General features: G+C 72.1%; 28 protein-coding genes and 1 pseudogene. 15 read left to right on the plus strand and 14 right to left on the minus strand.

Annotated features, from left to right (window positions below):
- The first annotated feature begins 15 nt into the window (after positions 1–15).
- The 5 genes from M4960_RS09935 (at position 16) to M4960_RS09955 (ending at position 5830) form a co-directional block, all read left to right on the plus strand.
- Positions 16–648 carry a YdeI family protein gene (locus M4960_RS09935; RefSeq protein ID WP_248704141.1) on the plus strand — a complete coding sequence of 211 codons (633 nt, stop codon included), beginning with the start codon at positions 16–18 and terminating at the stop codon, positions 646–648.
- A 9-nt stretch (positions 649–657) separates the two neighbouring features.
- On the plus strand, positions 658–1539 hold the full coding sequence (locus tag M4960_RS09940) for an aldo/keto reductase (protein WP_248704142.1): 882 nt from the start codon (positions 658–660) through the stop codon (positions 1537–1539).
- A gap of 165 nt (positions 1540–1704) precedes the next feature.
- The gene (locus tag M4960_RS09945) at positions 1705–2289 is read left to right on the plus strand and encodes a PadR family transcriptional regulator (protein ID WP_260215240.1); all 585 of its coding nucleotides are present in this window, start codon (positions 1705–1707) and stop codon (positions 2287–2289) included.
- A complete protein-coding gene (locus M4960_RS09950) occupies positions 2286–3014 on the plus strand; it encodes an ABC transporter ATP-binding protein (protein WP_248704143.1) in 729 nt (242 codons plus the stop codon). The genes M4960_RS09945 and M4960_RS09950 overlap by 4 nt, the downstream gene beginning before the upstream one ends.
- Positions 3011–5830 (plus strand): ABC transporter permease, encoded by a 2820-nt coding sequence (locus M4960_RS09955; protein WP_248704144.1) that lies wholly within the window; start codon positions 3011–3013, stop codon positions 5828–5830. Before M4960_RS09950 ends, M4960_RS09955 begins: the two co-directional genes overlap by 4 nt.
- 45 nt (positions 5831–5875) lie before the next feature.
- On the opposite strand, the gene M4960_RS09960 is transcribed toward M4960_RS09955, so the two are convergent.
- Complete coding sequence (locus M4960_RS09960) at positions 5876–6313, minus strand: hypothetical protein (protein ID WP_131845145.1); 438 nt, start codon at positions 6311–6313, stop codon at positions 5876–5878.
- 86 nt (positions 6314–6399) lie between these two features.
- Entirely contained in the window at positions 6400–6723 is a 324-nt protein-coding gene (locus tag M4960_RS09965) for a hypothetical protein (RefSeq protein WP_248704145.1), read from the minus strand.
- Positions 6724–6776: 53 nt separating this feature from the next.
- On the opposite strand from M4960_RS09965, the gene M4960_RS09970 reads away from it, so the two are divergent.
- Positions 6777–7319 carry a TetR/AcrR family transcriptional regulator gene (locus tag M4960_RS09970; protein WP_248704146.1) on the plus strand — a complete coding sequence of 181 codons (543 nt, stop codon included), beginning with the start codon at positions 6777–6779 and terminating at the stop codon, positions 7317–7319.
- A gap of 141 nt (positions 7320–7460) precedes the next feature.
- Here M4960_RS09970 and M4960_RS09975 read toward each other — a convergent pair whose 3' ends face one another.
- Positions 7461–8132: an SDR family oxidoreductase gene (locus M4960_RS09975; RefSeq protein WP_248704147.1), complete on the minus strand. Its 672-nt coding sequence runs from the start codon at positions 8130–8132 to the stop codon at positions 7461–7463.
- Positions 8129–8527: a cupin domain-containing protein gene (locus M4960_RS09980; protein ID WP_123292986.1), complete on the minus strand. Its 399-nt coding sequence runs from the start codon at positions 8525–8527 to the stop codon at positions 8129–8131. The genes M4960_RS09975 and M4960_RS09980 overlap by 4 nt, the downstream gene beginning before the upstream one ends.
- Before the next feature lie 109 nt (positions 8528–8636).
- Here M4960_RS09980 and M4960_RS09985 point away from each other — a divergent pair, with 109 nt between their 5' ends.
- Both M4960_RS09985 and M4960_RS09990 read left to right on the plus strand, forming a co-directional pair.
- Entirely contained in the window at positions 8637–9806 is a 1170-nt protein-coding gene (locus tag M4960_RS09985; protein ID WP_248704148.1) for a sorbosone dehydrogenase family protein, read from the plus strand.
- 63 nt (positions 9807–9869) lie between these two features.
- Positions 9870–10757, plus strand: a complete 888-nt coding sequence (locus M4960_RS09990) for a helix-turn-helix transcriptional regulator (RefSeq protein WP_123937069.1) — start codon at positions 9870–9872, stop codon at positions 10755–10757.
- An 18-nt stretch (positions 10758–10775) separates the two neighbouring features.
- Here M4960_RS09990 and M4960_RS09995 read toward each other — a convergent pair whose 3' ends face one another.
- From M4960_RS09995 to M4960_RS10010, 4 genes are read right to left on the minus strand one after another with little or no spacing between them, the layout of a single operon-like run.
- On the minus strand, positions 10776–11750 hold the full coding sequence (locus M4960_RS09995; RefSeq protein WP_131877841.1) for a S1C family serine protease: 975 nt from the start codon (positions 11748–11750) through the stop codon (positions 10776–10778).
- Between the two features lie 16 nt (positions 11751–11766).
- The gene (locus M4960_RS10000) at positions 11767–12762 is read right to left on the minus strand and encodes a VWA domain-containing protein (RefSeq protein ID WP_248704149.1); all 996 of its coding nucleotides are present in this window, start codon (positions 12760–12762) and stop codon (positions 11767–11769) included.
- Complete coding sequence (locus M4960_RS10005) at positions 12759–13673, minus strand: DUF58 domain-containing protein (protein ID WP_248704150.1); 915 nt, start codon at positions 13671–13673, stop codon at positions 12759–12761. Before M4960_RS10005 ends, M4960_RS10000 begins: the two co-directional genes overlap by 4 nt.
- Entirely contained in the window at positions 13670–14770 is a 1101-nt protein-coding gene (locus M4960_RS10010; protein WP_132099202.1) for a MoxR family ATPase, read from the minus strand. The genes M4960_RS10005 and M4960_RS10010 overlap by 4 nt, the downstream gene beginning before the upstream one ends.
- Before the next feature lie 138 nt (positions 14771–14908).
- On the opposite strand from M4960_RS10010, the pseudogene M4960_RS10015 reads away from it, so the two are divergent.
- Positions 14909–15589 (plus strand): annotated as a pseudogene (locus M4960_RS10015) (response regulator transcription factor); the annotation flags it as partial.
- 92 nt (positions 15590–15681) lie between these two features.
- Positions 15682–16947 carry a cell wall metabolism sensor histidine kinase WalK gene (locus M4960_RS10020; protein WP_208320978.1) on the plus strand — a complete coding sequence of 422 codons (1266 nt, stop codon included), beginning with the start codon at positions 15682–15684 and terminating at the stop codon, positions 16945–16947.
- 72 nt (positions 16948–17019) lie between these two features.
- Here M4960_RS10020 and M4960_RS10025 read toward each other — a convergent pair whose 3' ends face one another.
- A complete protein-coding gene (locus tag M4960_RS10025; RefSeq protein ID WP_133938147.1) occupies positions 17020–17904 on the minus strand; it encodes an aldo/keto reductase in 885 nt (294 codons plus the stop codon).
- An 86-nt stretch (positions 17905–17990) separates the two neighbouring features.
- Between M4960_RS10025 and M4960_RS10030 the strand changes: the two genes are divergently transcribed.
- Together M4960_RS10030 and M4960_RS10035 are read left to right on the plus strand one after the other, a co-directional pair.
- On the plus strand, positions 17991–18863 hold the full coding sequence (locus M4960_RS10030) for a helix-turn-helix transcriptional regulator (protein WP_248704151.1): 873 nt from the start codon (positions 17991–17993) through the stop codon (positions 18861–18863).
- Positions 18860–19063 (plus strand): hypothetical protein, encoded by a 204-nt coding sequence (locus M4960_RS10035; RefSeq protein WP_123671333.1) that lies wholly within the window; start codon positions 18860–18862, stop codon positions 19061–19063. The genes M4960_RS10030 and M4960_RS10035 overlap by 4 nt, the downstream gene beginning before the upstream one ends.
- 151 nt (positions 19064–19214) lie before the next feature.
- Here the strand turns inward: M4960_RS10035 and M4960_RS10040 are convergent, their stop codons facing one another.
- Complete coding sequence (locus tag M4960_RS10040) at positions 19215–20231, minus strand: aldo/keto reductase (protein ID WP_248704170.1); 1017 nt, start codon at positions 20229–20231, stop codon at positions 19215–19217.
- A 123-nt stretch (positions 20232–20354) separates the two neighbouring features.
- Between M4960_RS10040 and M4960_RS10045 the strand changes: the two genes are divergently transcribed.
- Complete coding sequence (locus M4960_RS10045; protein ID WP_248704152.1) at positions 20355–21053, plus strand: carboxymuconolactone decarboxylase family protein; 699 nt, start codon at positions 20355–20357, stop codon at positions 21051–21053.
- Positions 21054–21069: 16 nt separating this feature from the next.
- On the opposite strand, the gene M4960_RS10050 is transcribed toward M4960_RS10045, so the two are convergent.
- A complete protein-coding gene (locus M4960_RS10050) occupies positions 21070–22041 on the minus strand; it encodes an NAD(P)-dependent oxidoreductase (protein ID WP_248704153.1) in 972 nt (323 codons plus the stop codon).
- A 113-nt stretch (positions 22042–22154) separates the two neighbouring features.
- Positions 22155–22898 (minus strand): SDR family oxidoreductase, encoded by a 744-nt coding sequence (locus M4960_RS10055; RefSeq protein WP_248704154.1) that lies wholly within the window; start codon positions 22896–22898, stop codon positions 22155–22157.
- A 90-nt stretch (positions 22899–22988) separates the two neighbouring features.
- Between M4960_RS10055 and M4960_RS10060 the strand changes: the two genes are divergently transcribed.
- Positions 22989–23534 (plus strand): TetR/AcrR family transcriptional regulator, encoded by a 546-nt coding sequence (locus tag M4960_RS10060; protein WP_248704155.1) that lies wholly within the window; start codon positions 22989–22991, stop codon positions 23532–23534.
- Positions 23535–23561: 27 nt separating this feature from the next.
- On the opposite strand, the gene M4960_RS10065 is transcribed toward M4960_RS10060, so the two are convergent.
- Positions 23562–24050 carry a DUF4126 family protein gene (locus tag M4960_RS10065; protein ID WP_111083622.1) on the minus strand — a complete coding sequence of 163 codons (489 nt, stop codon included), beginning with the start codon at positions 24048–24050 and terminating at the stop codon, positions 23562–23564.
- 107 nt (positions 24051–24157) lie between these two features.
- On the opposite strand from M4960_RS10065, the gene M4960_RS10070 reads away from it, so the two are divergent.
- Positions 24158–24808 carry an SDR family oxidoreductase gene (locus M4960_RS10070; RefSeq protein ID WP_248704156.1) on the plus strand — a complete coding sequence of 217 codons (651 nt, stop codon included), beginning with the start codon at positions 24158–24160 and terminating at the stop codon, positions 24806–24808.
- A 45-nt stretch (positions 24809–24853) separates the two neighbouring features.
- Here the strand turns inward: M4960_RS10070 and M4960_RS10075 are convergent, their stop codons facing one another.
- Positions 24854–25867 carry a matrixin family metalloprotease gene (locus tag M4960_RS10075; protein ID WP_248704157.1) on the minus strand — a complete coding sequence of 338 codons (1014 nt, stop codon included), beginning with the start codon at positions 25865–25867 and terminating at the stop codon, positions 24854–24856.
- Between the last annotated feature and the right edge of the window lie 109 nt (positions 25868–25976).

Genomic DNA, 25976 nt, shown 5'->3' on the forward strand with positions numbered 1-25976 from the left:
TCCTACGATGACCGCATGGACATCGTCGACCTGGTGCTGCCGGACGTCGCCGCGTGGCGCGCCTGGCTCGACCTGCACGAGGACGACGCCGACGGGGTGTGGCTCGTGCTCGCGAAGAAGGGCGTCACCGAGCCGACGACCCTGACCTACGACACCGCCCTCGACGAGGCACTGTGCTCCGGGTGGATCGACGGGCAGAAGCGCGGCCGCGACGAGGCGACCTTCCGCCAGCGCTTCACCCCGCGGCGGAAGGCGTCGCTCTGGTCGCAGCGGAACATCGGACTCGTCGCGACGCTCATCGCCGACGGCCGGATGCGCGACCGCGGTCAGGCCGAGATCGACCGGGCCAAGGGCGACGGCCGGTGGGACCGCGCGTACGCCGGCGCCGCGACCGCCACCGTCCCCGACGACCTGCAGGCGGCACTCGACGCCTCGCCCGCGGCCGCCGCCCTGTTCGCCGAGCTCGACGGCACGAACCGGTACGCCGTGCTGCACCGGATCACGACCGCGCCGAGCGCCACGGCCCGGACGAACCGGCTGACGAAGCTCGTCTCCGGGTTGGCGCGTGGCGAGACGCCGTACCCGCGTCCGGACCGGTCGGAGCGCCGGGGGACACCGACTCAGGGACCGGCAACGCCTCCGGCGTAGACCGGGGACATGACCACTGACACCGACACCACGAACCGCCCGGCCGCGGCCTCCGGCACCTTCCGCATCGGTGGCGACCTCGAGGTCCACCGCCTCGGCTACGGCACCATGCAGCTCACCGGCCCCGGCGTCTGGGGACCCCCGAAGGACCACGACGAGGCCGTTCGCGTGCTGCGGCGCGCCGTCGAGCTCGGCGTCGACTTCTTCGACACCGCCGACTCGTACGGCCCCTACGTCGCCGAGGAGCTCCTGCACGAGGCGCTCCACCCCTACGGCGACGACGTCGTCATCGCGACGAAGGCCGGACTCACCCGGACCGGCCCGAACGAGTGGCCGCCGGTCGGCCGTCCGGAGTACCTGCGTCAGGAGGCCGAGATGAGCCTCCGCCGCCTGGGGCTCGAGCGCATCGACCTGTTCCAGCTGCACCGCATCGACCCGAAGGTCCCGCTCGAGGATCAGGTCGGCGAGCTCAAGAAGCTGCAGGACGAGGGCAAGATCCGGCACATCGGCCTGTCCGAGGTGTCGGTCGACGACGTCAAGGCGGCCCAGGAGATCGCGACGATCGTTTCCGTGCAGAACCTGTACAACCTGCAGAAGCGCGACGCCGAGGAGCTCCTCGACTGGTCGACCGACCAGGGCATCGCGTTCATCCCGTGGTTCCCGCTCGCGACCGGCGGGCTGACCGGTGAGGACTCTCCGCTCACCGAGATCGCGTCGCGGAAGGGTGCTTCCCCGGCGCAGCTCGCCCTCGCCTGGCTGCTCAAGCGCTCGCCCGTCGTGCTCCCGATCCCCGGCACCTCGAGCGTCTCGCACCTGGAGGACAACCTGCAGGGCGCGACCATCGAGCTGACCGACGACGAGTTCGAGGAGTTGTCGAAGCTGGGTTCCTGACCCTTCGGTCGCGGACGCGACCGAACGGCGGACGGGAGGCACGGTGCCAGCTGGCACCGTGCCTCCCGTCCGTCTCCCGCGCTCTCCACCACCGCGCTTGCGCATGCATACTTGGTATGGGCATACTCGGTATGTCCATGGTGGACGAGAGACGGGGGAAGTGTCATGAGCGTACGGATGGGCGTACTCGCGCTGCTGGTGGGGGGACCCGGGTACGGGTACCAGCTCCGGGGGGAGTTCGAGCACCGCACCGGCGGGAGCTGGCCGCTGAACATCGGCCAGGTCTACACGACACTCGACCGCCTGGAACGCGACGGCCTCGTGGCCCGCGGCGACACCGATGACGACGGCCACGTCGTCTACACGGTGACCGACGCGGGTCGCGGGGAAGTGGCGCGCTGGTTCAGCGAGCCGGTGCCCGCCAAGCGCGGGCGTGACGAACTCGCCATCAAGTTCGCGCTCGCCGTGACGGTGCCCGGCGTCGACGTCGCGCGCCTGGTGCAGGTGCAGCGCGGTGCCGCCATCCGGAACCTGCAGGACCTGACCCGGCTCAAGCGCACGACCGATCCCGCGACGGACCTGGCGTGGTCGCTCGTGCTCGAGTCGATGGTGTTCCAGGCCGAGGCCGAGGTGCGCTGGCTCGACCACGTGGAGTCGACCGTGGCGCGGTACCGGCCGGACGAGCACCCGGCGGCTGACGCCGACTCCTCGTCCCCGACCGCTGCCGACGTCGCGCGGAGTGCACGGTGAGCGCCGCACCGCTCCTGCAGCTCGACGCCGTCAGCGTGCACTACGGCTCCGGCGCCAAGGCCGTCACGGCGCTGGCCGGCATCGACCTGGCCGTCCAGCGCGGCGAGATGGTCGCCGTGATGGGGACCTCGGGCTCCGGCAAGTCGACGCTGCTCGCCTGCGCCGGCACCCTGCTGCCGCCCACGAGCGGCGAGGTCCTGATCGACGGCGCGTTCGTGTCCGATCGGCCCGCCAAGGAACTCGCGGCCCTGCGCCGTCGCCTCATCGGGTTCGTGTTCCAGGACTTCAACCTGATCCCCTCGCTCACCGCCGTCGAGAACGTGGCGCTGCCGCTCGAACTCGACGGATGGAAGGCCTCGCAGGCCCGCCGCGCCGCGGAACTGGCGCTCGACAACGTCGAACTCGCACACCGCGCCGACGCCTACCCGGACGACCTGTCCGGCGGGCAGCAGCAGCGCGTCGCGATCGCCCGGGGCGTGGTCGGCGAACGTCGGCTCGTGCTGGCCGACGAGCCGACCGGCGCACTCGACTCCCAGACCGGCGAGGTCGTGCTCCGCATGCTCCGACGACACGTGGACGCCGGAGCCGGCGCGCTGCTCGTCACCCACGACGCCCGGCACGCGGCCTGGGCGGACCGGATCGTCTTCCTGCGCGACGGTCGCGTGGTCGACGAGACCGTGTACTCGGGCGTCGAACTCGCCCTGGCGGACCGGAACGCGTCGTGAGCCGGCGTCGGCGTCCCGGTACCGGCCGGACGCCGTTCGCCCTCCGACCGGCGCTCCGTCTGGGGCGTCGACTGGCCTTCGCGAAGGCCGGTCGGGCGGCGCTGATCATCGCGCTCATCGGCATCCCGACCGCCGGGTTCGCCGCAGTGGCGGTCGTCGTGCAGTCGACACAGCCCACGGTCGAGGAGTCACTGGACTACGACCTCGGCAACGCGGCGGCGCAGATGCGGGTGTCCGGACCGGACCTGCCCGGCATGCGGCAGGACCCGGTGCAGTGGCAGTTCACCGACTCGAAGCGGAACAGCCCGGTCACGAAGGCCGACGAGGACGCCCCGTTCGCGAACGTCCTCGCCCACGTGCCGGACGGTGCCCTGTCGATCCCGGTCGGCAGCACCCCCGTCGTGGTGCAGGGTCCGCGGGGCCCGGTGGGTCTGGCCGCGGTGGAGGGCAGCGTCTGGGACCCGTCCCTCGAGGGGCACTGGCGCGTCCTCGACGGCTCGGCTCCGACCGCACGCAACCAGCTCATGGTCACGCCCGCGACCCTCGACCGGCTCGGTGCGCACATCGGTGACACCGTCGACCTCACCGACCCCGTCACGAAGCGGTTCACGATCACCGGGACGATGCGCGACCTCGGCTCGGCACCGAGCGAGCAGGGGGTGTTCCTGCCCTGGGGGACGACGCTGTCGACGACCGACACCACCGACGACGTCGGCCTGACCGACGTCACCGTCTACCTGCCGTCGGACGCCCCGACCTGGTCGGAGATCCGGCAGCTCAACGCGCACGGCATCGTCGTGCAGTCACGCCCCGTGGTCCTCGACCCGCCGGACGCCCGCCTGCCCGGCGGCCAGATGAGCTCCTCGCTCCTGTGGTACCTCGGTGCGATGGCGCTGCTCGGTGTCTTCGCGATGTTCGAGGTCGCACTGCTCGCCGGGGCCGCGTTCCTGGTCGGGACCCGGGCGGACACCCGTTCGTACGCGATCGTGACGAGCGTCGGCGGGGACAAGCGGTTCGTCCGGACGATCGTCGCCGGCTCCGGCCTCGTGCTCGGGTCGATCGGCGCCGTCCTCGGCGTCGCGGCGGGCACCGGGCTCGGCGTCGTGGTGTTCCGCCTGATCGACAACGGCGACGTCGTGTCGTTCCCGGGCCTGCACGTGCCCCCGCTCCTGCTGCTCGTGGTCGCGGCCGCCGGCATCCTGGCCGGGCTGGTCTCCGCCCTCGTCGCCGCTCGGGCCGCCACGCGCATCAACGTGCTCGCGGCGCTGCGGGGTTCACTCCGACCCGCGCCCGTCGACCGTCCTGCTCGTCGTCGGCGACGCATCTGGGGGCCGGTGCTCATCATCGCGGGTGCCGTGATGACGCTGGCCTGCGGCGCCGGGGTGCTCATGCTCAACGACCGCCGGGTGCAGGACGACCACTGGGCCTGGGTGGTCGGTGCCGGGGTCGCGCTCGGTCCGTGTCTGATGCAGCTCGGCATCGCGATCTGCTCGCCGTGGCTCCTCGCCCTCGTCACGCGGCTGTCGTCGCGCCTCGGGTTGTCGGCGCGTCTCGCCGCCCGCGATGCCCGGCGCAACCCGGTCCGGACGGTGCCGGTGCTCGCGAGCGTGATGAGCGTCGTGTTCGTCGCGTCGGTGGTGATCACGTGGAGTGCGTCGAGCCACGCCCAGTACGTCCGTGGGTACGAGTACCGCACGGCCGTCGGGGTGGCGACGACCGAGGTGCAGCTGTCCAGCAAGGACGGCGCCTCCAGCGGTCACGACGCGGCGTTGACGGCACACGCGGCGAAGGTCGTGGCCCGGGTGTTCGACCACGACCGGATCCGGGTGCTCGGCGTGGCCGAGGGCTGGGCGGGCGACACCCCGTCGTCCGTGACGGTGCCGCACCGGTGGACGGACTTCGACTGCCCCGCGAACGACACCACCGGCTGCGCGTACTACCTCGACACCGCTGACGCGAGTACGCCGCACATCTGGACGGGCACCGTCGACGACTATGCCGTGCTCACCGGCCACCGCCCGTCGGCTGCCGTGCGGGATGCGCTCGAGGGCGGCGAGGCGGTGTCCCTGTGGCCGGAGTACGCCCACGACGGCGCGGTCCGCATCGACACGTTCCACGACCGCACGTGGGAGAGCCCGACGATCACGACGAGGACGAAGCCGGACGCCAGCGTGTCCATCCCTGCGGTGCTCGACGTGCAGTCGCCGCGGATCCAGGTCGGTGTCTTCATGACGAAGGCGACCGCTGCGCAGTACGGGGTCCCCGCCGTCGACGGCATGCTCGTCACGACGCTGCCCGGGGACATCGCCCCCGAACAGTGGGACGAGCTGAGTTCCGCCTGGCAGAGCTTCGGCGGCGCGGACCGAGCCCGGTGGGACGGCCCGCAGTTCGCCTACGAGGCCGGTCCGGTCGACAACGGCGCGCTCATCCGCGCGATCGTGCTCGCGCTGGCCGCGGCCGTGACGATCGGTGCGACTGCGGTGGCCATCGGGCTCGCGCGGTCCGACGGGCGCCGAGACGACGAGGTGCTCGACGCGATCGGTGCTGCACCGCGGCTCCGGCGGCGGGTGTCGACCTGGCAGGCGGCGATCCTGGCCTCGGTGGGCGCGGTGATCGGCACCCTGCTGGGGCTGCTGCCGATGCGGGCGCTCACCCTGCGGTTCACGGAGCCCGTGGTGGGGACGAACCACATGCCGTTCGTTCCAGACTGGTCGATGCTGGCCCTGCTGGCGATCGGGCTGCCGCTGGTCGTGACCGCGGGGGCGTGGCTCACCGCGCACGGCCGACGCCGGGTGGCGGTGCGGCGGGCGCACTGAGGTGTGGGGCGGCGCTGCACGTGGCGCCGTCCCGGTGCAGCCTGGTCAGGCGCCGGGCTGCACCACCATGAGCACGGCGACGACGACCCACACCAGGTTGAACAGGCCGACCAGGGCAGCGAGCTTCCGCGGCGAGCGCTCGGTCCCGTTCCCGCGCAGGACCTCGCGCTGTTCCGGTAGGACCCCGAGCGCGAGGATCCCCGCAGCCACCGCGGTCAGACCGATCGAGACGAGCAGCCACGCCTCGTCGAGTGCCCCGACCTCGAACGCCAGGGCCGTACCGAAGGTCGGAACCGCGAGCGAGATGATCGAGTACACGTGGCAGATCCGGTGCAGGACCCTGGCGACCGCTCGGGCCCCCTGGTCGCCCGGATCGACGACGAGCGCGCGGGCCGGCTTCGGGAACATGCTCCCGGCGACCGCGACGGGCCCGAGGGTGAGCAGCGCCGCCACGACGTGCACGGTGAGGAGGACGCTGGACATCCCTTCCAGCCTAGGACGCGGTACTTCGTGAGCAGAAATGGTCGGGTCGCCGTCGGCGGACTCGACCATTTCTGCTCACGAAGTGGTCACACGTTCGGGATCGGCACCTCGGCCAGCACGACCTCGTCGTCCATCGGGATCGGACCGCGCACCCGGGGGAGACCGTCGACCCACTCGACCGGCACCCCCGCAGCCGCGAGCCCCTCGACGCTCAGGTCGATCCGGAGCAACGGCAGTGCCAGGTCGCCGTACCGCTCGGCGACGACCTCGGACACCCGGTCGGGCGTGGTGGCGCGGACGTACCCGCCCGGCTCGAGCGGCACCCCGCGAGTGGACACCTCGTACTCGCCGAACCCGCGGCTCATCTCCCAGTCGTCGGCGATCGCCACGTGACAGACCACATCGGTCATGGACCCTCCTCGGTAATGAAACGGGAGCGTATCATTACCGCTAGGATGGGTCCGTGAGCAAGCGTGGACGTCCGACCGCCGACGAACGGATCGCCCGTGACGAGCGGATCCTCGACGTCGCGACCAAGCTGTTCCTGGAGCACGGGTTCGCGGGCGTCGCACTCGACCGCGTCGCCGCCGAGGCCGGGGTCACGAAGCGCACGCTCTACACGGCGTTCGGCGACAAGCCCGCGATCCTCCGAGCGGTCGTCCGGCGGCAGCACCAGTACGCCGACCAGCCCGCCGCGGACCTCGTGTCCACGGCCACAGCGATCGGCAGCGCGTTGCTCTCGGACCGTGCGGTCGCCCTGCACCGACTCGTCATCGCCGAGTCGACGCGGTCACCCGAGCTCGCCCGCGAGTTCCACGAGGCCGGACCGCTCGCCGCGCAGCAGGCCCTGGTCCGCGCCGGAGCCACTCCGGAGACCGCCGCCGAACTCTTCACCCTGCTGCTGGGAGAGCTCCACCGCGAGCGCCTGCTCGGCCTGGCTCCGGCCCCGACGGCCGCGGTGGTCGCCGCACGCGCCGCGTGTGCCGTCGCACTGCTCTCGACGTGACCCCAGGGCGGACGGGAGGCCCGTGGCCAGCTGGCACCGGGCCTCCCGTCCGCCACATGGTGAGCAGAAATGGTCGGGTGGCCGACGCGGACCCGACCATTCCTGCTCACGAAGCGGCGAGCGATGCGGCACGAACCGCGCTCAAGCGGGGTCGGGCAACGCCTCCGCGTACGTGCGGAACTCGCCGCGCTCCGAGTGGATCGCCCACAGACGATCCGCGATGGACTCGCCGGAGTGCTCCGGCTGCCCGTCGTCGATGCCGAACGGGATGATGAGCTGACCGACGTGGACCTGCTCGTCGCGCACGGCGTCGTGCAGGAGCTGGGCGTAGGCGCTCTCGGCAGCGAAGGCGACCGAGGTGCCGGTGACCCGGGCGCCGGGCCGCACCGCACTGCCACCGTTCACGAACAGGACCGTGCCGTGGCCGATCGCGCGCATGCCGGGCAGCACCTGGCGGACCGCGTTGACCGAGCCGTAGACCGAGAACTCGATCGGGCCGACCAGGTCGTCCGCGGTGGTCTCGAGCACCGGACGCATGTACTCCTTGGCGGGGAGCGGGCTGTACTGCAGCACCTCGATGGGACCGAGCTGCTCGGTCGCACGCTCGAGGGCGCTCCGGAGCGAATCGCCGTCACGGACGTTCGCGGCGAACCCGGCGGCCGTGATGCCCTGCTCGCGCAGCGACGCGGCGAGGCCGTCCAGGCGGTCCTGGTTGCGGGAGACGAGGGCGATCGAGAAGCCCTCGCGGCCGAAGCGTTCGGCGACGGCGAGACCGAGGCCCTTGCCGGCCCCGATGATGGCAATGGTGGTCATGCGGAGTACTCCTCGTCGGTGACGTGCTCGAGCCAGGTGGTGGTGGTCGCCGGGTCGTCGGCGAGGTCGAGCATCGCGAGGTGCTCCATGTAGTCCGTCGGGGTCGCACCGTGCCAGTGCTCCTCACCCGCAGGCGTGTAGACGGTCTGGCCCGGCTGGACCTCGATCACGCCGCCGTCACGGGTGCCCATGCGCGCGACGCCCTCGGTGACGTGCAGGGTCTGGCCGTTGGCGTGCGAGTGCCAGGCGGTGCGGGCGCCGGGCAGGAACCGGACCTTCGCGACGGTCATCGACTGGCCGGCTTCCTTCGGGCTGGCGATGGCGTCGAGGTACACGTCACCGGTGAACTGCGCGGCCGGGTTCTTGACGGTCGGCTGCTTCGGTTGGATCTCCATGGCCCCGACGGTAGGCCGATGTGCGCACCGGAGGGAGGTGCCGGTCGTACCCCTCAGCCGTTTCCCGAACACGACGTGTGTGATCGACGCACGATCCGGGAGGACCACCGTGGACAGCAGCGAACACCCGAACCCGCACCCGAGCCCGAACCCCACCCGAGCCCGACGCGCCTGGTCCGCGGCGGGCATCGCCGCGGTGGCCGCACTCGCCCTGGGCGGCTGTGCCGATGCCGCACCGGACGACGACCGCGGCTCGTCGGCGAGCGCCCGCGCCACCGCCCCCGCCGACCTGCCCACCGGGCAGGTCGCGCTCGACGGCGACACCAGCGACGTGGTCACCGGGCTCGAGGCACCGTGGTCGGTCGTCCGCACCGGCGACGACGGCGACGCCCTGGTCAGCGAACGCGACTCCGCGAAGGTCCTCGAGCTGCAGGACGACGGCACGACGCGCGAGGTCGGCACCGTCGACGGCGTCAGCCACGGCGGCGAGGGCGGCCTGCTCGGGCTGGCCCTGCACGACGACGACCTGTTCGTGTACTCGACGGCCGACGACGGCAACCGGATCCAGCGGTTCGACCTGACGGGCAGCGCCGGGTCGTGGGCGCTCGGCGACGCCACGACGATCATCGACGGGCTGCCGTCGAACACGTTCCACGACGGCGGCCGCATCGCGTTCGGCCCCGACGACATGCTCTACGCCAGCGTCGGGGACGCCGGCACGAGCAGTGACGCGCAGGACGAGGACTCGCTCGCGGGCAAGATCCTGCGGCTCACCCCGGACGGCGACGTGCCGGACGACAACCCGTTCGACGGGTCACCCGTCTGGAGCCTCGGGCACCGCAACGTGCAGGGGTTGGGATGGTCATCGGACGGCACGATGTTCGCGTCGGAGTTCGGCGAGAACACCCTCGACGAGCTGAACGTGATCGAGGCGGGCGAGAACTACGGCTGGCCCGAGGTCGAGGGCGAGGGCGGCGAGGACCAGGGCTTCGTCGACCCGGTCCAGCAGTGGTCGACGGACGAGGCGTCCCCGAGCGGCCTGACGGTCGTCGACGACACCGTGTTCGTGGCCAACCTGCGCGGCGAGGTGCTCCGGGCGATCCCGGCGGACGACCCGGGGACGTCGACCGAGTACTTCCCGGGCGACTTCGGCCGGATCCGGACCGTGCTCGAGGGGCCGGCGGACACCCTCTGGTTCGTCACGAACAACACCGACGGCCGTGGTGACCCCGCAGCGGGGGACGATCGCATCGTCTCGGTCCCGCTCACGCGGTCGTGACGACCCCACAGGGGTTCCGGCAGCCCCTCGCTCGCACGCTGCCCAGCCGGTTAGCGTGACGGCATGAACCACCGCGACGAAGCCCGCGACTTCCTGTCCAGCCGTCGCGCCCGCATCACCCCCGAGCAGGCCGGGGTGGAGACGTTCGGCACCCGCCGTCGGGTCACCGGGCTCCGGCGCGAAGAGGTCGCACGGCTGGCAGGCGTCAGCATCGACTACTACACGCGGCTGGAGCGGGGGAACCTGCAGGGCGTCTCGGACAGCGTGCTCGAGGCCGTCGCCGGCGCACTGCAGCTCGACGCCGCCGAGCTCGAGCACCTGCGCGACCTGTCCCGGCACCAGAACGCGACACCGCGGCGCGCGGGCAAGGTGGTGCCGGTGGCGGCCGTCCGCCCGGAGCTGCAGTACCTGCTCGACGTCATCACCGATGCGCCGGCGATGATCATCAACAACCGGCAGGACATCGTCGCCGCCAACGCGCTCGGCTACGCGATGCACTCCGACCTGGTGGCGGCACCGGCCCGGCCGATGAACTTCTCGCGCTTCATCTTCCTCGACCCGCAGGCCCGGAACTTCTACCAGGACTGGCAGCGGGCGGCGCACACGAACGTCGCGATCCTGCGGCGCGAGGCCGGGCGTACACCGAACGACCGCGACCTCGCAGCCCTCATCGGCGAGCTGTCGATGCGGAGCGACGACTTCCGCGCGCTCTGGGCGGCGCACGACGTCCGCCGCCACTACGCCGGCGTGAAGTCCTTCCGGCACGCCGTCGTCGGCCCGCTCGAGCTGCACTTCCAGACGCTCGAACTCGCCGAGGACCCCGGGCTCGCGCTCACGATCTACCCGGCGACCCCGGGCAGCCCGACCGCCGACGCGCTCCGCCTGCTCGCCTCGTGGGCGGCGACGGAGCAGATCGCGGAACGTGCGCGCAGCGCGGTCAGCCCCGGATGAGCGGTGCCCCGCGGAGCGTCAGCCCCGGATGATGTCGTCCGCGATCCGTGCGGCATCGTCGATGGGCACCGCGAAGCCGATGCCGATGTTGCCGGAGGAGTAGCCGAGCGTCGCGATCGACGTGTTCACCCCCACGACGCGGCCGTCGAGCCCGACGAGCGGCCCGCCGGAGTTGCCGGGGTTGATCGACGCGTCGGTCTGCACGAGCGGCTGCGCCGATCGCTGCGAGGTCCGTTCGAGGGCGCTGATGATGCCCGAGGTGACGGTGCCGTTCAGGCCGAGCGGGGACCCGACCGCGATGACGGACTCGCCGATCCGCAGGTCGGCGCTGCGTCCGAGGTCGGCTGCGGGCACGGTCAGGCCGGTCGCCTCGATGACCGCGATGTCGCTGTCCTCGTCGCTGCCGACGACCCGGCCGTCGGTGCTGGTGCCGTCGGGCAGTACGAGCCGGACGGCCGACGAACCGTCGACGACGTGGTGGTTCGTCATGACGTGTCCGGCGTCGTCGATGACGAAGCCGGAGCCGCTCCCGCCGGTCGTGCGGACCTGCACGACGCTCTGCAGCATCCGCTGGGCGGCGTCCTCGGCGTCGGTCGCAGTACCGCCGGACGAGCCGGACGTCCCCGACGAGCCGGACGTGCCGGACTGCTGCCGCCCGGCCACCGGGGCGCTGACCGGGGAGTCCGGGGTGACGAGCAGGGCGCCGGTGACCCCCGCGGTGCCGCCGAGGACGAGCGCGGCGACGAGGACGGTCGCGGTCCGGCCGCCGCCCCGCCGCTCGCGGCGCGGTGCCGGCTCGTCGAACTCGGACCGGCGGGTGGCCGGGTCCGGTGGGGGGCCCTGGACGGGCGTGGGGACGGACGGGAGGCCCGTTGCGAGCTGGTCCCGGGCCTCCCGTCCGCCGTCTGGTCGCGCAGATCGCTCGGGCGGTGCGCCGGTGGACCAGTGCTGTGGACCTGCGGGCCGGCCGATGCCGGGAGGGGTGTCACTCATGGTCGTGTCCTCGTGTTCAGACGATGCGGGCGAACCAGCGGAGGGAGAGCGCGCCGGCGGTGAGGGCGAGGAGCATGCTGAGCAGGGCGAGCCACGGCGTGATCTCGACGGGTTCCTCGTGCCAACCGATCGACGAGCCGATGTCCTGGTAGACCTCGCGGAGTTCGTCGGTGCTGGACGCCCGGTAGAACCGTCCGTCGGTCTCGTCCGCGAGCTGGCGGAGCGAGGTCTCGTCGACGGGGACGGCCTGCTGCGTCCCCCAGAGGTTCGCGACCCCGGAGTCGGTGCCGTAGGCGATGGTGGAGACGGGCATGCCGGCTTCGCGAGCTGCTTCGGCGGCCGCGGCGGGTTCGCGCCCGGTGGTGTTCGCGCCGTCGGAGAGCAGCACGAGTCGCGCCGGGATGCGCTCCGGTTCCCCGGACCCGCCGGGGGTCGGGGACGGCGACGCCGAGCCGGTGGCACCGTCGTCGCCGAGGCGGTCGACCTCGCCGACCGCCTCGAAGACGGCCTCGCCGATCGCCGTCCCACCGCCGCCGTCGTCCATGCCGGCGATGGCCTCCCGGACCGCTTCGTGGTCGCGGGTGGCCGGAGCCAGGACGTCCGCGCCGCCGGCGAAGGCGATCGCCCCGACGTTGAACGTCTCCGGCATCTCGGCGACGAAGGACTCGGCGGCGGACTTGGCCGCCTCGAGCCGGTTCGGGTCGACGTCGTCGGCCTGCATCGAGCCGGACGTGTCGATCGCGACGATCACCGTGGCACGCTCGTACGGCACCCGGACGTCGATCTCGGGGCGCGCACCGGCGAAGCCGAGGGCGGTCAGGCCGACCAGGACGAGCGCCGCGGGCAGGTGCCGACGCCACCGGGGCTGCTTCGGGACGAGCTTGTCGAGCATCGGCAGGGTCGCGAAGCGCACGGCGTACCGCCGGCGTCGGCGCTGGACGAGCAGGTACGCGACGGCGAGCGCCGCCACCGGCACCAGGGCGAGCAGGAACCAAGGTGTGAGGAAGGTCATCGGGTCCTCCGTGCCGATCGGGCGGGCGTGCGGTGCCGGCGGTGGATGAAGCGGGTGAGTTCGCGGCCGAGGTCATCGTCGGTGCGCAGGACCAGGTGGTCGGCCCCGGCGGCGCGGACGGCGGTGGCGGTGGCCGCGCGGTGGGCGGCTGCTCCGGCGGCGTACGCGGTGCGGAGTGCCCGGTCCGAGGTGGCGACGACGCGTTGGGCGCCGGACTCCGGGTCGACGAAGACGACGTCGCCGACGTCGGGCAGGTCGAGCTCGCGGGGGTCGAGCACCTCGACGACGATGACCTCGTGGCGTGCCGACAGCCGACGCAGGGCGGGTTCCCACGGCAGCCGCGCGCTGTCGGTCGCCGGCTGGTCGAGCAGGTCACTGATGACGACCCGCAGACCGCGGCGGGGCGCCTGGGCGGCGAACACGCGGAGCGCTGCGGCCAGGTCGGTCGTCGGGACGCCGTCGCGGGGGCCCGGATCGGCACGGAGCACGCGGCGGGCGGTGGTGCGACCGGCGCCCGGAGGGGTCCAGCGGATCCCCTCGGTGCCGACGACGCCGAGTCCCACCCGGTCACCCGCGCCGGTGGTGAGCAGGCCGATCGCCGCCGCCGTCCAGGTGGCGACGTCGGCCTTCTCACGGTCGGTGGTGCCGAAGGCCATGCTCGGCGAACGGTCGACCAGCACCCACGTCTCGAGCGCGTGCTCAGCGCGGGTGAGCCAGACGTACGGTTCGCCGGCGCGAGCCGTGGCGTTCCAGTCGATCCGGCGGACGTCGTGCCCGGGCTGGTAGCGCACGAGTTCCTCGGGGTCGCTGCCCGTGCCGAGGGACAGGCCCTGGTGGTCGCCGTGCACCGTGCCGTCGACACGGCGCCGGACGGTGAGCTCGAGGCGGCGGAGCCGTGCGTCGTCGCTCACGGCGTCGCCTCGTACGGGGTGGAAGCGGCCGCGGCGGGGGTCGGTGCGGCTGGGGGGTACCGCACGTCACCGCCCGCCGCGACCGCGCTCGGGTCCTCGGACGCCGCGATCCGAGGCTGCGGGACGGCCGCGAGCACGGCCTCCACAGCGGTCCTGGGGTCGACGCCGTCGGCGACGGCGTCGAAGGTGAGCACGAGGCGGTGCGCGAGCACGTCGGAGGCGACGTCCGCGATGTCACCGGGCAGCACGTAGTCGCGGCCCCGGAGGAGCGCGAGCGCACGGGCCGCGGCGACCAGGCCGAGCGACCCGCGGGCACTGACGCCGTACTCGAGCACTCCGTCGAGGGTGTGCACGCCGTAGCGGTGTGGGTTGCGGGTCGCCATCACGAGTTGCACGGCGTACATCGCGACGGCGTGATGCACGAAGACCTGCTCGGCTTCGGCCTGCAGCCGGACGATGTCCGGCACCGTCAGGATCTGCTGCGCGCGTGGCCGGTCGGCGCTCATCCGCTGCACGATGGTCAGTTCCCCGAGCTCGTCGGCGTGATCCACGTCGACCTTGAGCAGGAAGCGGTCGCGCTGCGCTTCGGGGAGCGCGTACACGCCGTCGTTCTCGATCGGGTTCTGGGTGGCGAGCACGATGAAGGGGTCGGGGAGCCGGTGGGTCTGCCCACCGATCGAGACCTGCTGCTCGGCCATCGCCTCGAGCAGCGCCGACTGCACCTTGGCGGGAGCGCGGTTGATCTCGTCCGCGAGCACGAGGTTGGCGAACACCGGTCCGGGTTCGACGTCGAAGGTCTCGGTGGACGGCCGCCAGACCCGCGTGCCGACGATGTCGGACGGCATCAGGTCGGGGGTGAACTGCAGGCGGACGAAGTCCCCGCCGACGACGGTGGCCAGGGTGCGCACCGCGAGGGTCTTCGCGACGCCGGGGACGCCCTCGAGCAGCACGTGGCCCCGGGCGAGCAGCCCGATCATCATCCGTTCGACCATGGCGTCCTGGCCGACGACCACGTGCTTGACCTCGAACAGTGCGCGTTCGAGGACGGCTGACGCGGACGGCGTCGTGTACGGGTCGGCGTGGGCGGCTTCGGTCATGGTGTCCTCCTGTCGTTCGGGTGCGTCCCACTCCAGTCGCCAGGGGCGAAAACGACGGGAAGCCGGATCGAAACCAGACCGAAAAGGGGGAACGGACAGTACCTGTCAGTCGCCCAGCCGCCCTGGTTACCGTGAGGCATGCGTGTGCTGATGGTGGAGGACGAAGCCGGTCTGGTGACCGCGTTGCGCGTCGCCCTGCAGCGTGAGGGGTACGCGGTCGACGCCGCCGGCACGCTCGGGGACGCCCGCGGGAAGCTCGCCGTCACGGACTACGACATCGTCCTGCTCGACGTGAACCTGCCGGACGGGGACGGCTTCGAGCTCGCCGGCGAACTCCGGTCGACCGGCGAACCCGGTGGGTCCGGTGGCCCCGGCCCACGGATCCTCATGCTCACCGCCCGCGGCCAGCTGCGCGATCGGGTCCGCGGGCTCGACCTCGGTGCCGACGACTACCTGGTGAAACCGTTCGCGCTCGTCGAGCTCACCGCCCGGATGCGCGCACTCACCCGGCGCTCGGGCGAGGCCGCGTCCTCCGTGCTCGTCGACGGCCCGATCGTCGTCGACACCGCGCGGCAGCTCGCGCGCCGTGGCGACCGCGAACTCGCGCTGACCCTGAAGGAGTTCGGGGTGCTCCGGTACCTGCTCGGCCGTGTCGGCTACGTGGTGTCGGCAGAGGAACTGCTCGAGCACGTGTGGGACGAGAACGCCGACCCGTTCACGCAGACCGTCCGGGTCACGGTGGGCACGCTCCGCCGGAAGCTCAGCGTCGCGGACGAAGAGCCGGCGATCGAGACCGTCGTCGGCCGCGGGTACCGGCTCCGGGAACTCACCGAGGACGGCACCGGGGACTCGTCGACGCTCGGAGCGCCAGCCGCGCCGGTACGGGCGGTCGGCGCGGCCGGCGCGGCGTCGTGAGCGCGCTCGACCGCGCCAGGCGCGAGGTCGGCCACCGCCGGTTCCTCCGCCTGCCAGCCTGGGCGCGCACGATCCGGATGCGCCTGACCCTGACGTACAGCGCCGTCCTGTTCGGGATCACCGCACTCGCTCTCGCCGCCGTCTACGTCGCCCTGTCGAGCACGGTCAGCGCCGAGCCCCTCAACCCCGTCACGGTGAAGAAGTTCTACAAGGCCGCCGACGGCACGATCGTCTACAAGCCCGGCGAGCAGTTCCAGGTCGCCGACCTCGAGACGGTGCAGCGCGCCGTCAACTACACGTCCCTGCAGTCGCTGCAGCAGTACTCGATCATCGCCCTCGTCGTGATGTTCGTCCTGAGCCTGGCGATCGGCTGGTGGGTCGCCGGCCGCGCGCTCCGCCCCGTCGGTGCGATCACCCGGGCGACGCAGGAGATCACCGCGACCGACCTGTCACGCCGCATCGACGCGTCAGGACCTCCCGACGAGCTGCACACCCTCGCCGACACCATCGACGGGATGCTCGACCGGCTCGACCGCGCGTTCCGGGCCGAACGGATGCTCGTCGAGGACGTCTCCCACGAACTGCGGAACCCCGTCGCCGTCGTGCAGTCGAACGTCGAGGCCGTCCTCGCGGACGACGCCGCCACCCCGGCCGAACGGCAGGCGTCAGCCGACGTCGTGCTGCAGTCCACCCGGCGGATGAGCCGCCTGCTCGAGGACCTGCTCGCGACCGCCCGCACCCGGTCCGAGGCCTTCACCGACCGCGACGTCGACGTCGCGCGGCTGGCCGCGTCCGCTGCTGCGGAGTACGGGATCCTGGCGAGCCGCCGCGACCTCACGATCCGCGAGCGGATCCACGGCGGCCCGGTGGTGTTCGCCGATCCCGACGCCCTGTCGCGCGCACTCGGCAACCTGCTCTCGAACGCCGTCCGGCTCGCACCCGTCGGCTCCACCGTGACGATCGGCGTCGGGAGCGTCCGCGGGTGGGCGTGGCTCGCGGTGCGTGACGAGGGCCCCGGCATCGGCGACGATGCCCGGCCACGGGTGTTCGACCGCTTCTACCGGGAGTCCTCGGACGCCTCCACCGGCAGCGGCCTCGGGCTGTCGATCGCGCGCCAGATCGTGGAGAGCCACGAGGGCCGCCTCCGCCTCGAGAGTCGCGGCTCCGACGGGTCGACCTTCGTCATCTGGTTGCCGGAGCGCGCCGTGCCGGGCGCGCCGACGAGGACGGACGAGCCGCCGGACGGCGACCCGCTCGCCTGAGTGCCGACCCCGTGACGGCCAGGAGGCCCGTGGCGGCGCCGCCACGGGCCTCCTGGCCGTCTCCTGGTCGCGTCAGGCCTCCGGGATCACCCGCTCGAAGCGGCTCGTGTCCGCACCGTCGGGGTCCGGGCCGTTCCGGCGGCCCGTGTCGAGCTCGTCCAGGGCCCTGAGGTCGTCGTCGGACAGCACGAAGTCGAAGACGTCGAAGTTCTCCGCGATCCGTCCGGGGTTCGTCGACTTCGGGATCGCGTTCCGCCCCTGCTGCACGTGCCAGCGGAGCATCACCTGCGCCGGCGTCTTGCCGTGCGTCTGGGCGATGGTCCGGATCGTCGGGTCGTCCATCACGCTGACCCGCTCGTCACCCCAGCCCGGGTAGAAGGTGATCCCGCCGATGGGGGACCACGCCTGGTCGAGGACCCCGTGCTCCGCGTCGGCGCGCTGCACGTCCGGCTGCGTGAAGTACGGGTGCAGCTCGACCTGGTTGAGCGCCGGGATGACGTCGGTCGCGTCGAGCAGCGACTGCAGGTGGTGCGGCATGAAGTTGCTCACGCCGATCGCTCCGACCCGACCGTCGGCGTACAGCGTCTCGAGCGCCTTGTACGCCTGCACCGTCCGTTCGAAGCGGTCCGGCGCGGGCTGGTGCAGGATCAGCACGTCGACGCGGTCGAACCCGAGCTTGCCGGTGGCCTTCTCGAACGCGTGCAGGGTCTCGTCGTAGCCGTAGTCGGAGACCCAGATCTTCGTCTCGACCACGATCTCGTCGCGGTCGACGCCAGAGGCGCGGATGCCCTCGCCGACCTCGCGTTCGTTGCCGTACGCGGCGGCGGTGTCGATGTGGCGGTACCCGGTCTCCAGTGCCGTGCGGACCGCGTCCACGGTCTCGTCGGGTGCGCTCTGGAACACGCCGAAGCCGATCGCGGGGATCTCGAGTCCGTTGTTGAGGGTGAGTGTGTCCATGCCCACGACGCTAGGCCGGTGCCCCTGACCCTGACGGGTACCAGCAACCCCTTCTTCCCCGCCCGGCACCGTCCTACCGTGGACGCATGGACACCAGAAGCGAAGTGCGCGACTTCCTCCGCACCCGCCGCGAGCGCGTCACGCCGCAGCAGGTCGGGCTGCCCGACTTCGGTGGCGCCCGACGGGTCAAGGGTCTCCGCCGCGAGGAGCTCGCGCTCGTCGCCGGCATGAGCGTCGACTACTACATCCGCCTCGAGCGCGGGAACCTCACCGGCGTCTCGGAGAGCGTGCTCGAGTCGCTGTCGCGCGCGTTGCGCCTCGACGACGCCGAGCACGCGCACCTGTTCGACCTGGCCCGCGTGCAGAACGCCTCGGCGACCACGCGGCGGAAGACCCCGACGTCGAAGGTCCGACCGAACGTGCAGCGCATGCTGGACGGCATGACGATGCCCGCGTGGGTGCGCAACGGCCGCTCGGACTTCCTGGCCGGCAACGCCCTGGCACGTGCGCTCTACTCGCCGCTCTTCCTCGACCCCGCCGGCACCCCGAACACCGCTCGCTTCGCGTTCCTCGACCCACGCGGTCAGGAGTTCTGGCGCGACTGGGACGTCGTCGCGAGCGACATGGTGGCGGTGCTCCGTGCCGAGGCCGCCCGGTCGCCGTACGACAAGGGGCTGACCGACCTGATCGGCGAGCTCTCCACCCGCAGCGAGGAGTTCCGGCAGCGCTGGGCCGCGCACGGCGTCATGCGGCACCTGAACGGCTCGAAGCGGGTGCACCACCCGGAGGTCGGCGACCTCGACCTGACGTACGAGACGATGGAGCTCGCGACCGACACCGGTCTGACGCTCATCGCCTACGGCACCGAGCCGGGCTCACCGTCCGAGGAACGCCTGCAGCTGCTCGCGAACCTCGTCGCCACGACGGCCGCAGCCGTCCCGGAACCGGAGGACGCATGAGCGAGACCGAGTCCGTCCCGACGACCGCAGCCGCCGCGCCGCTCGGGTTCCTGGGCCGGTTGCGGTTCCGCTGGCGCGCTGAGCAGGAGATCCACGATCTGACCCGCGACCGTGCGCTCGAGGAGCGCGTGCGTGCCGAGGCCGCTGTGCGGCTCGCGCCCGGCCCGTGGCACCTCGGCGAGCTGTTCCGACGCCGCTGACGCGCTGCGGCGCAGCGCCGCACAACCAAAGTCACCCCGAACCACGTGATCGCGTGGTTCGGGGTGACTTGCGCTGTGCGCGTGCCCAGATGGCGGACGGGAGGCGCGTGGCCAGCTGGCCACGGGCCTCCCGTCCGTCAGCCGGTCGCGCTCACCGGCGACGTGCGGCGGGCACCAGGGTGTGCTGCCCGTAGCTGTTGTCGTCGGGGTTGATCGTGACGCCCGGTGCGACGAGCTCGTCGATGCGGTCCAGGACCTCGTCGCTGAGCACGCGGTCAGCGGCGGGGAGCTGCGACTCGAGCTGCTCCATGGTGCGCGGGCCGATGATCGCGCTCGTGACGCCGGGGTGCCGGATCACCCACGCCAGCGACATCTCGATGAGGGACATGTCCTGCGACTCGGCCAGGAGTGCGAGTTCCTCGACGATGTCGAGCTTCCGCTGGTTCGCGGGCGTCGACATGTCGAACCGGGCCGCGGGGCGGTGCTTCGCCGTCGGGGTGCCGGGAGCGTCCTTGCGCCAGCGGCCACTGAGCCAGCCGCCGCCGAGCGGGCTGTAGACGAGGGTGCCCATGCCGTAGCGCTGCGTGGTCGGCAGGACGTCCTCCTCGATGCCACGCACCAGGATCGAGTACGGCGGCTGCTCGGTGCGGAAGCGCTCCAGGCCACGGCGCTCCGAGGTCCACTGGGCCTCGACGATCTCGGCGCCCGAGTACGACGACGATCCGATGTTCCGGACCTTGCCCTGGCGGACCAGGTCGGTCAGGGCGCCCAGGGTCTCCTCGACGTCCGTCGTCGGGGACGGACGGTGCACCTGGTACAGGTCGATGTGGTCGGTGCCGAGGCGGCGCAGGGAGTTCTCGACCTCCTGCACGATCCAGCGTCGCGAGCCCCCGGAGCGGTTCGGGCCCTCACCCATCGGCATGAAGAACTTGGTGGCGAGCACGACGTCGTCACGGCGGTCCTTGATGGCCTTGCCGACGATCTCCTCGGAGACGCCGTCCGAGTAGGCGTCGGCGGTGTCGACGAAGTTGATGCCCGCGTCGAGGGCGCGGTGGATGATCCGGATCGAGTCGTCGACGTCGGCGTTCGCCCACGGGCCGAACATCATGGTGCCCAGAGCGAGCGGGCTCACCTCGACGCCGGTGCGTCCGAGCTGGCGGTACTCCATGGTTTCCTCTCCGTGCCCGCGGGTCTCGCCGGGCACGGCTGCCACGCTAGGCCGGTCACCCACGGCGAAAGGGGGGAGGCCCTTACCTCCCTCGGCCGGCGGAGCGGTCGTAGCGTCGGGGACATGACGTTCGCCGAGACCGACCCCGAGTTCGCCCAGTACCACGCCGACTTCGTGGACGAGACGCTGCAGTACGCGTCGCTCAGCAGCCACGACCGCGCGGTCGTGCAGCTCGGCGCGATGATCGCCGCCGGCACGCAGACCGCCTTCCGACAGCAGCTCGGCACCGCGCTCGACGAGTCATTGACCCCGGTCGAGGCGAAGGAGATCGGCTACCAGGCCGTCGCCTACGTCGGGTCCGCGCGCGCCTCGGACTTCCTCACGATCACCAACGACGTGCTGATCGCGCGCGGTGTCGAGCTCCCGCTGCCGGGCCAGTCGACGACCACCCCCGACGACCGACTCGAACGGGGCCGTGCGGTCCAGAGCGCCGTCGTCGGCGCCGGACGTGTCGACGCGATGTACGAGAACGCGGCCGACGACACCGTGCACTTCCAGCGGTTCCTGTCCGGCAACTGCTTCGGCGACACCGTCGGACGGGACGGGCTCGACCTGCCGACGCGTGAGCTGCTGACGTTCGCGGTCCTCGTCGCGCTCGGCGGTGCGGACGCGCAGGTCACGGGACACGTCGCGGGCAACCTGCACGTCGGGAACACCCGGCAGCAGCTGCTCGACGTGCTCACCGTCCTGGTGCCCGTGATCGGCTACCCGCGGACGCTCAACGGGCTCGCCGCCGTGAACGAGGGTGCGCCCGCCGCTTGAGGTCGCGGCCGGTCCCTCAGGCGACGAGGGGGCCAGCGACCTCGAGCTCGTCGTGGTCGACCTGCCAGCGGACGGCGTCGAGCACCGTCTGTTCGGCGGTGAACCCGGGCGCGTAACCGAGCAGGCGGCGGGCCTTCTCGACGCTGAACACCTGGCTGCGTGACAGGTGCTCCCAGCTGGCGCCAGCGTGCTCTGGAGTGGTGGTCTCGCGGAACCGGTCCCAGCTGACGGACTCGAGCCGGGCCTCCTGGCCGAACCACGAAGCTGCCAGGTGGGCGTACCCACGCACGGTGAGCGCCGTCGGGGCCGTGATGAAGAAGTCCTCGCCGACCGCCGCCTCGCGGCGTTCGACGGCGAGCTGGAAGGCCTGCGCGACGTCGTCCGCGTGCACGTGGGCCATGGTCTCGGCGCCGAGACCGGGGACCTCGATCGCCTCGCCGGCGGACAGCCTCGTCAGCACCGACGGGTCGAGGTTGCCGAGCGGACCGATCGGCATCCAGCCCGGACCGCTGATGTGACCCGGGTGCAGCGTCGTCGTCGCCAAACCCCCTGACGCGGTTTCTTCCTTGAGCATCCGGGCAATCGCATCCTTCTGCACGCCGTAGTCGCCGAAGGGCGGCGTGAAGTCGTCCTCGGTGATCGGCAGCACACGGGATGCACCCGCGCGCCAGATCGAGCCGCAGTGCACGAGGTGCGTCCCCGTACCGCGGAGCGCTTCGACGAGGGCGGCGGCGGACGACTCGGTGAAGCCGACGAGGTCGACGACGGCGTCAGCGCCGAGCGCGGCGATCCGCGTGCCGAACGTGCCCTCGCGGTCCTCCTGCTCGCGGTCCGCGGTGACGCGCTCGACCCGTTGCCACTCGGGGGAGTCGGCGTAGGGGGCGCTGGTGCCGCGACTGATGGCGACGACCTCGTGACCGGCGCGGACGAGGCGGGGGACGAGGAACGTGCCGATGTGGCCGGTGGCTCCGATGACGACGATGCGCATGCGGCACACGGTAGGCCGATCCGCTTCGGATCGTGAGCAGGAATGGTCGGGTTCCGATGGGGGATCCGACCGTTCCTGCTCACGAAGAGCGCGCGGCGCAGTACCTCCGACCGCTACGCGGAGGGCTCCGCGACGACGGCGCGCATCGCAGCCTCGGTCGCGGCGGCGAGTGCTTCAGCGGGCTCCGACAGCAGACCCTTCACGAAGTGGGAGTCATCGTCGGCGAGGACCTCGAACACACCGGCGACGGCGCCCTCGTAAGCCTGGGCGACAACGTCTTCCGGGCGGGACTTCGGGACGTCGAACCGGGCACCCATCGCCGTGTCGACCATCCCGACGATGAGTCCCGTGACCGTGGTGCCCTGTGGTGCGAGCTCCACCCGGAGCCCGCTGGTCGCGGACCAGGCGGCCGCCTTGGAGGCGGCGTACACGGTGGGGATCGGGGTCCACGCGGCGAGCGACAGGACGTTGAGGACCGCACCACCGCCGTTGGCCGCCAGGATCGGTGCGAACGCGGCCGACATCCGGATGGTGCCGAAGGTGTTGGTCGCGAAGACCCGCTCGAGCGACTCGTCCGACGGTGCAGCGATGGAGGCGTCCGTCGCAGGCGCGATGCCGGCGTTGTTCACCAGGAGGTCGACGTCCCACGCCGCCGCCGCTGCGGCGACGATCGACGACGGATCGGTGAGGTCGAGCACGAGCGGGTGGACGCGGTCGTCCTCCCACACGCGCGGCGAGCGAGCCGCCGCGTAGACCCGGCGCGCGCCACCGTCGAGCGCCTGCCGCACGAACTCGGTTCCGAGGCCCCCGTTGGCGCCGGTGACGAGGACGGTGCGGTTCTCGAGCTTGTTGGACATGATCACTCCTGCAGTAGGCTGACGAAACGGGGAAGATCCCCGGATCATTATGTGGGGACGTTCCCCATTTACGTCAAGTCAGGAGTGCACATGCGCGCGGATGCCCAGCGGAACCAGGATGCGATCCTCGCCGCGGCGCGCGAGGCGTTCGACGCCGACGGCATCCTCGCGCCAATCGACGGCATCGCCACCCGGGCCGGGGTGGGGAACGCGACGTTCTACCGGAACTTCCCGACCCGCGACGACCTGCTCGCGGCAGTGATGGAGGACAGCGTCCGCGCGATCATCGACGAGTCGACGGAACTGGATGCCCTCGACGCCGACTCGGCGCTGCGCGAGTGGATGTTCCGGCTGACCTGGCAGCTGCGCGTGTGGCAGAACCTGCCGTCGTGCATCGCCGACGGCATCGAGGACGAGGATTCGCCGATCCGGACGATGTGCGCGCGACTCACGGCACGCACCGCTGAGTTGCTGGATCGTGCTCGGGCGGCGGGGGCCGCGTCCGCGGTGGAGGCCGCTGCGGTGTTCGAACTGCTGACGACGGTGTCGTGGGGGGTCGACCGATTCGGGGACGACGAAGAGCGGGCCCGGGAACGTGTCCGGCTCGCGACCGCCGGAGTGCTCGCCGCGCGGTGAGGCGTGCCGCCCGCCGCCTCGCGCCGATCAGTCGGCGGTGATGACCTTCACGGAGCCGGCGATGGTCGCGGCGTCCTCGGCGAGCGCCACGACCGGGTCGGGCAGGCGGGTGGTGGCACCGACGAGCTTGCGGGCACCCCACCCGACGAACGACCCGACGATCGCACCGACGCCGCCGAGGATCGCGCCCTCGATGCGCAGGTCGCGCTTGCCGGTCGTGCCGAGTGCTGCGCCGACGAGCGCACCGGACCCGATGCGGCCGATCAGGCCGGCGGGGGAGATGCGGTTCGGGGTCATCGGCAGCTTGTCGCCGATGAGTTCACCGACGGCCGAGGCGACGAGGAGTCCGCGGCCGAGCGGGGTGCTGAAGACCTTCCAGTCCTGCCACGACCCCTTCAGCGAGGACCGGTCGTGGTTCAGCGCCAGCACCGCGAGTGGGGTGGCACTGCGGCCACCGCTCAGGATGCCGAGCACCAGGGTGCGGACCAGGGTGTGCTGCTCGTGCTGCTTGCTCATCGTGTCTCCAGTCGTGATCAGGTCCGACCGTACGCACGCGGGCCGCGAGCGCTCCGAGGGTCCTCACGGACTGCGGGTACTGAGCCGGCCCGAGTAGCGTCCGCCCCATGAGCAACGTCATCGTCTTCGGCGGCCACGGCAAGGTCGCACTCCTCACCACCCGCATCCTCAGCGACCGCGGCCACTCGGTCACCTCGGTCATCCGCGACGCGGGCCAGTCCGACGAGATCCGTGCCCACGGCGGCGAACCCCGTGTCGCGGACATCCAGCAGCAGTCCCTGACCGACTTCGCGGAGCTCGTCCACGGGCACGACGCCGTGGTCTGGTCGGCCGGTGCCGGCGGCGGGTCCGCCGACCGCACGTGGGCGATCGACCGCGACGCCGCGATCCTGTCGGTGCAGGGCGCGAAGCAGGCCGGCGTCGACCGCTACGTCATGGTGTCGTGGTCCGGGTCGCAGCTCGACCACGGGGTACCGCAGGACAACGACTTCTTCGCCTACGCGCAGTCGAAGGCGATCGCCGACGCCGTGGTGCGCGACTCCGGTCTGCAGTGGACCATCGTGGCGCCGAGCACCCTGACGGACGACGACGCCACCGGTTCGGTCGACTGGGCGGGCTCGTCGAGCGACGTGCCGCGCGGCGACGTCGCACACGTGATCGCCGACGTGCTCGAGACCCCCAGCACGGCGGGCAACACCATCCGGTTCAACTCGGGATCGACCCCGATCGCGGACTTCCTGCGCGCCGACGCGGTCTGACGACGGGGCGCGGTCTGACGACGGGGCGCGGCGCGCAGCCGCGCTTCAGTAGATCGCTGCGATGCCGGTCATGTCGCCGAGCCCGAGCGTGCGTGAGCCGGTGTCGCAGTACCCGCCGGACGGCTCCATGACCTGTCCGGTCCCGGTCTTGACGTGGCCGAGTCCGTACAGGTGTCCCCACTCGTGGGTGGCGACGGCCTGGGTGTCGAACCGTGCGCCCGAGCAGGTGGTCGTCGAGCTCCACTTGTAGCTGGTGGCGTACCGCTGGTCGGACTCCTTCGCGACGCCGTTGCCGTCGTACCAGACGCACGTCACGCCGAGGGTGCCGGAGGGCAGCTTGCCCCATCCGACGACGCTGTAGCCGTTGCTCCCCGAGCAGCCGCCCTTGTCGGTGAGCCCGGGCACCTGGGTCGCCAGGCGCACGTAGGAGTTCCGGGCCGACGATGTCACGGTGCGGTCGCACGACGCGATCGTGCCGGTCCACGCGTTCGCCGCCTTGCGCAGGGCGTCCTTGGCGTACGACGACTTCTGGCCGGACTCGTTGTAGTACCACTGCACCGTGCTCGACCAGCGGTACGGGTTCCGTTCGTTGGCCGTGCTGGTGCACTTGGTGGTGGCCGCGGTCGTGGCGGCCGGCGCTGCGGGTGCGCCGGCGGCACCGCTGGCTGCCGCGCTCCTCGCCTGCTCGCGGCGCACGGCGGGCGCCGAACCGCTCCAGGTCTCGTCGATGCGGACCGCGACACCGCCGGTGCCGGTGTTCGCGATGACGACCTCCGCCAGCTCCGGAGCACCCGGCGCCGCCGAGCTGCTGGCCATCACGCTCTCACCGGGCGCCGGCACGGCGAACGTGCGGCCGTCCGGCAGCGCGACCGTGCCCGACGAGACCGTGCACCCCGACCGGAGCGTCTGCACCGAGAGCGTCCCCGTGGCGCAGCGGGTACCGGCCCCCGGCGTCGCTGCCCCCGGCGTCGCCGCCTGCGCGGGTGCCGCCGTCGCGGTGAGGCCGACGACGAGTGCGATGACCGCCCCGGTGGTGAGCGTGTTCCTGACAGGACGCATGGTTGCCCTTCCCGCGGTGGGCCCCTGTGCCCGCCGTCCCTGATCGGGTCCATGCTCGCCGATGAGCCCCCGTCAGGTCCAGGGCTGCGCCAACAGGACAGGAAGCGCC

The organism is Curtobacterium sp. MWU13-2055, assembly GCF_023242305.1.
Taxonomy (GTDB): domain Bacteria; phylum Actinomycetota; class Actinomycetes; order Actinomycetales; family Microbacteriaceae; genus Curtobacterium.

Bases quoted from the DNA above. Each gene is read 5' to 3' on its own strand.
- M4960_RS09935 (WP_248704141.1), top strand. From the start codon at position 16: ATGGACATCGTCGACCTGGTGCTGCCGGACGTCGCCGCGTGGCGCGCC.
- M4960_RS09940 (WP_248704142.1), top strand. From the start codon at position 658: ATGACCACTGACACCGACACCACGAACCGCCCGGCCGCGGCCTCCGGC.
- M4960_RS09945 (WP_260215240.1), top strand. From the start codon at position 1,705: ATGAGCGTACGGATGGGCGTACTCGCGCTGCTGGTGGGGGGACCCGGG.
- M4960_RS09960 (WP_131845145.1), bottom strand. From the start codon at position 6,313: ATGTCCAGCGTCCTCCTCACCGTGCACGTCGTGGCGGCGCTGCTCACC.
- M4960_RS09965 (WP_248704145.1), bottom strand. From the start codon at position 6,723: ATGACCGATGTGGTCTGTCACGTGGCGATCGCCGACGACTGGGAGATG.
- M4960_RS09975 (WP_248704147.1), bottom strand. From the start codon at position 8,132: ATGACCACCATTGCCATCATCGGGGCCGGCAAGGGCCTCGGTCTCGCC.
- M4960_RS09980 (WP_123292986.1), bottom strand. From the start codon at position 8,527: ATGGAGATCCAACCGAAGCAGCCGACCGTCAAGAACCCGGCCGCGCAG.
- M4960_RS09990 (WP_123937069.1), top strand. From the start codon at position 9,870: ATGAACCACCGCGACGAAGCCCGCGACTTCCTGTCCAGCCGTCGCGCC.
- M4960_RS09995 (WP_131877841.1), bottom strand. From the start codon at position 11,750: ATGAGTGACACCCCTCCCGGCATCGGCCGGCCCGCAGGTCCACAGCAC.
- M4960_RS10000 (WP_248704149.1), bottom strand. From the start codon at position 12,762: ATGACCTTCCTCACACCTTGGTTCCTGCTCGCCCTGGTGCCGGTGGCG.
- M4960_RS10010 (WP_132099202.1), bottom strand. From the start codon at position 14,770: ATGACCGAAGCCGCCCACGCCGACCCGTACACGACGCCGTCCGCGTCA.
- M4960_RS10025 (WP_133938147.1), bottom strand. From the start codon at position 17,904: ATGGACACACTCACCCTCAACAACGGACTCGAGATCCCCGCGATCGGC.
- M4960_RS10030 (WP_248704151.1), top strand. From the start codon at position 17,991: ATGGACACCAGAAGCGAAGTGCGCGACTTCCTCCGCACCCGCCGCGAG.
- M4960_RS10035 (WP_123671333.1), top strand. From the start codon at position 18,860: ATGAGCGAGACCGAGTCCGTCCCGACGACCGCAGCCGCCGCGCCGCTC.
- M4960_RS10040 (WP_248704170.1), bottom strand. From the start codon at position 20,231: ATGGAGTACCGCCAGCTCGGACGCACCGGCGTCGAGGTGAGCCCGCTC.
- M4960_RS10045 (WP_248704152.1), top strand. From the start codon at position 20,355: ATGACGTTCGCCGAGACCGACCCCGAGTTCGCCCAGTACCACGCCGAC.
- M4960_RS10050 (WP_248704153.1), bottom strand. From the start codon at position 22,041: ATGCGCATCGTCGTCATCGGAGCCACCGGCCACATCGGCACGTTCCTC.
- M4960_RS10055 (WP_248704154.1), bottom strand. From the start codon at position 22,898: ATGTCCAACAAGCTCGAGAACCGCACCGTCCTCGTCACCGGCGCCAAC.
- M4960_RS10060 (WP_248704155.1), top strand. From the start codon at position 22,989: ATGCGCGCGGATGCCCAGCGGAACCAGGATGCGATCCTCGCCGCGGCG.
- M4960_RS10065 (WP_111083622.1), bottom strand. From the start codon at position 24,050: ATGAGCAAGCAGCACGAGCAGCACACCCTGGTCCGCACCCTGGTGCTC.
- M4960_RS10070 (WP_248704156.1), top strand. From the start codon at position 24,158: ATGAGCAACGTCATCGTCTTCGGCGGCCACGGCAAGGTCGCACTCCTC.
- M4960_RS10075 (WP_248704157.1), bottom strand. From the start codon at position 25,867: ATGCGTCCTGTCAGGAACACGCTCACCACCGGGGCGGTCATCGCACTC.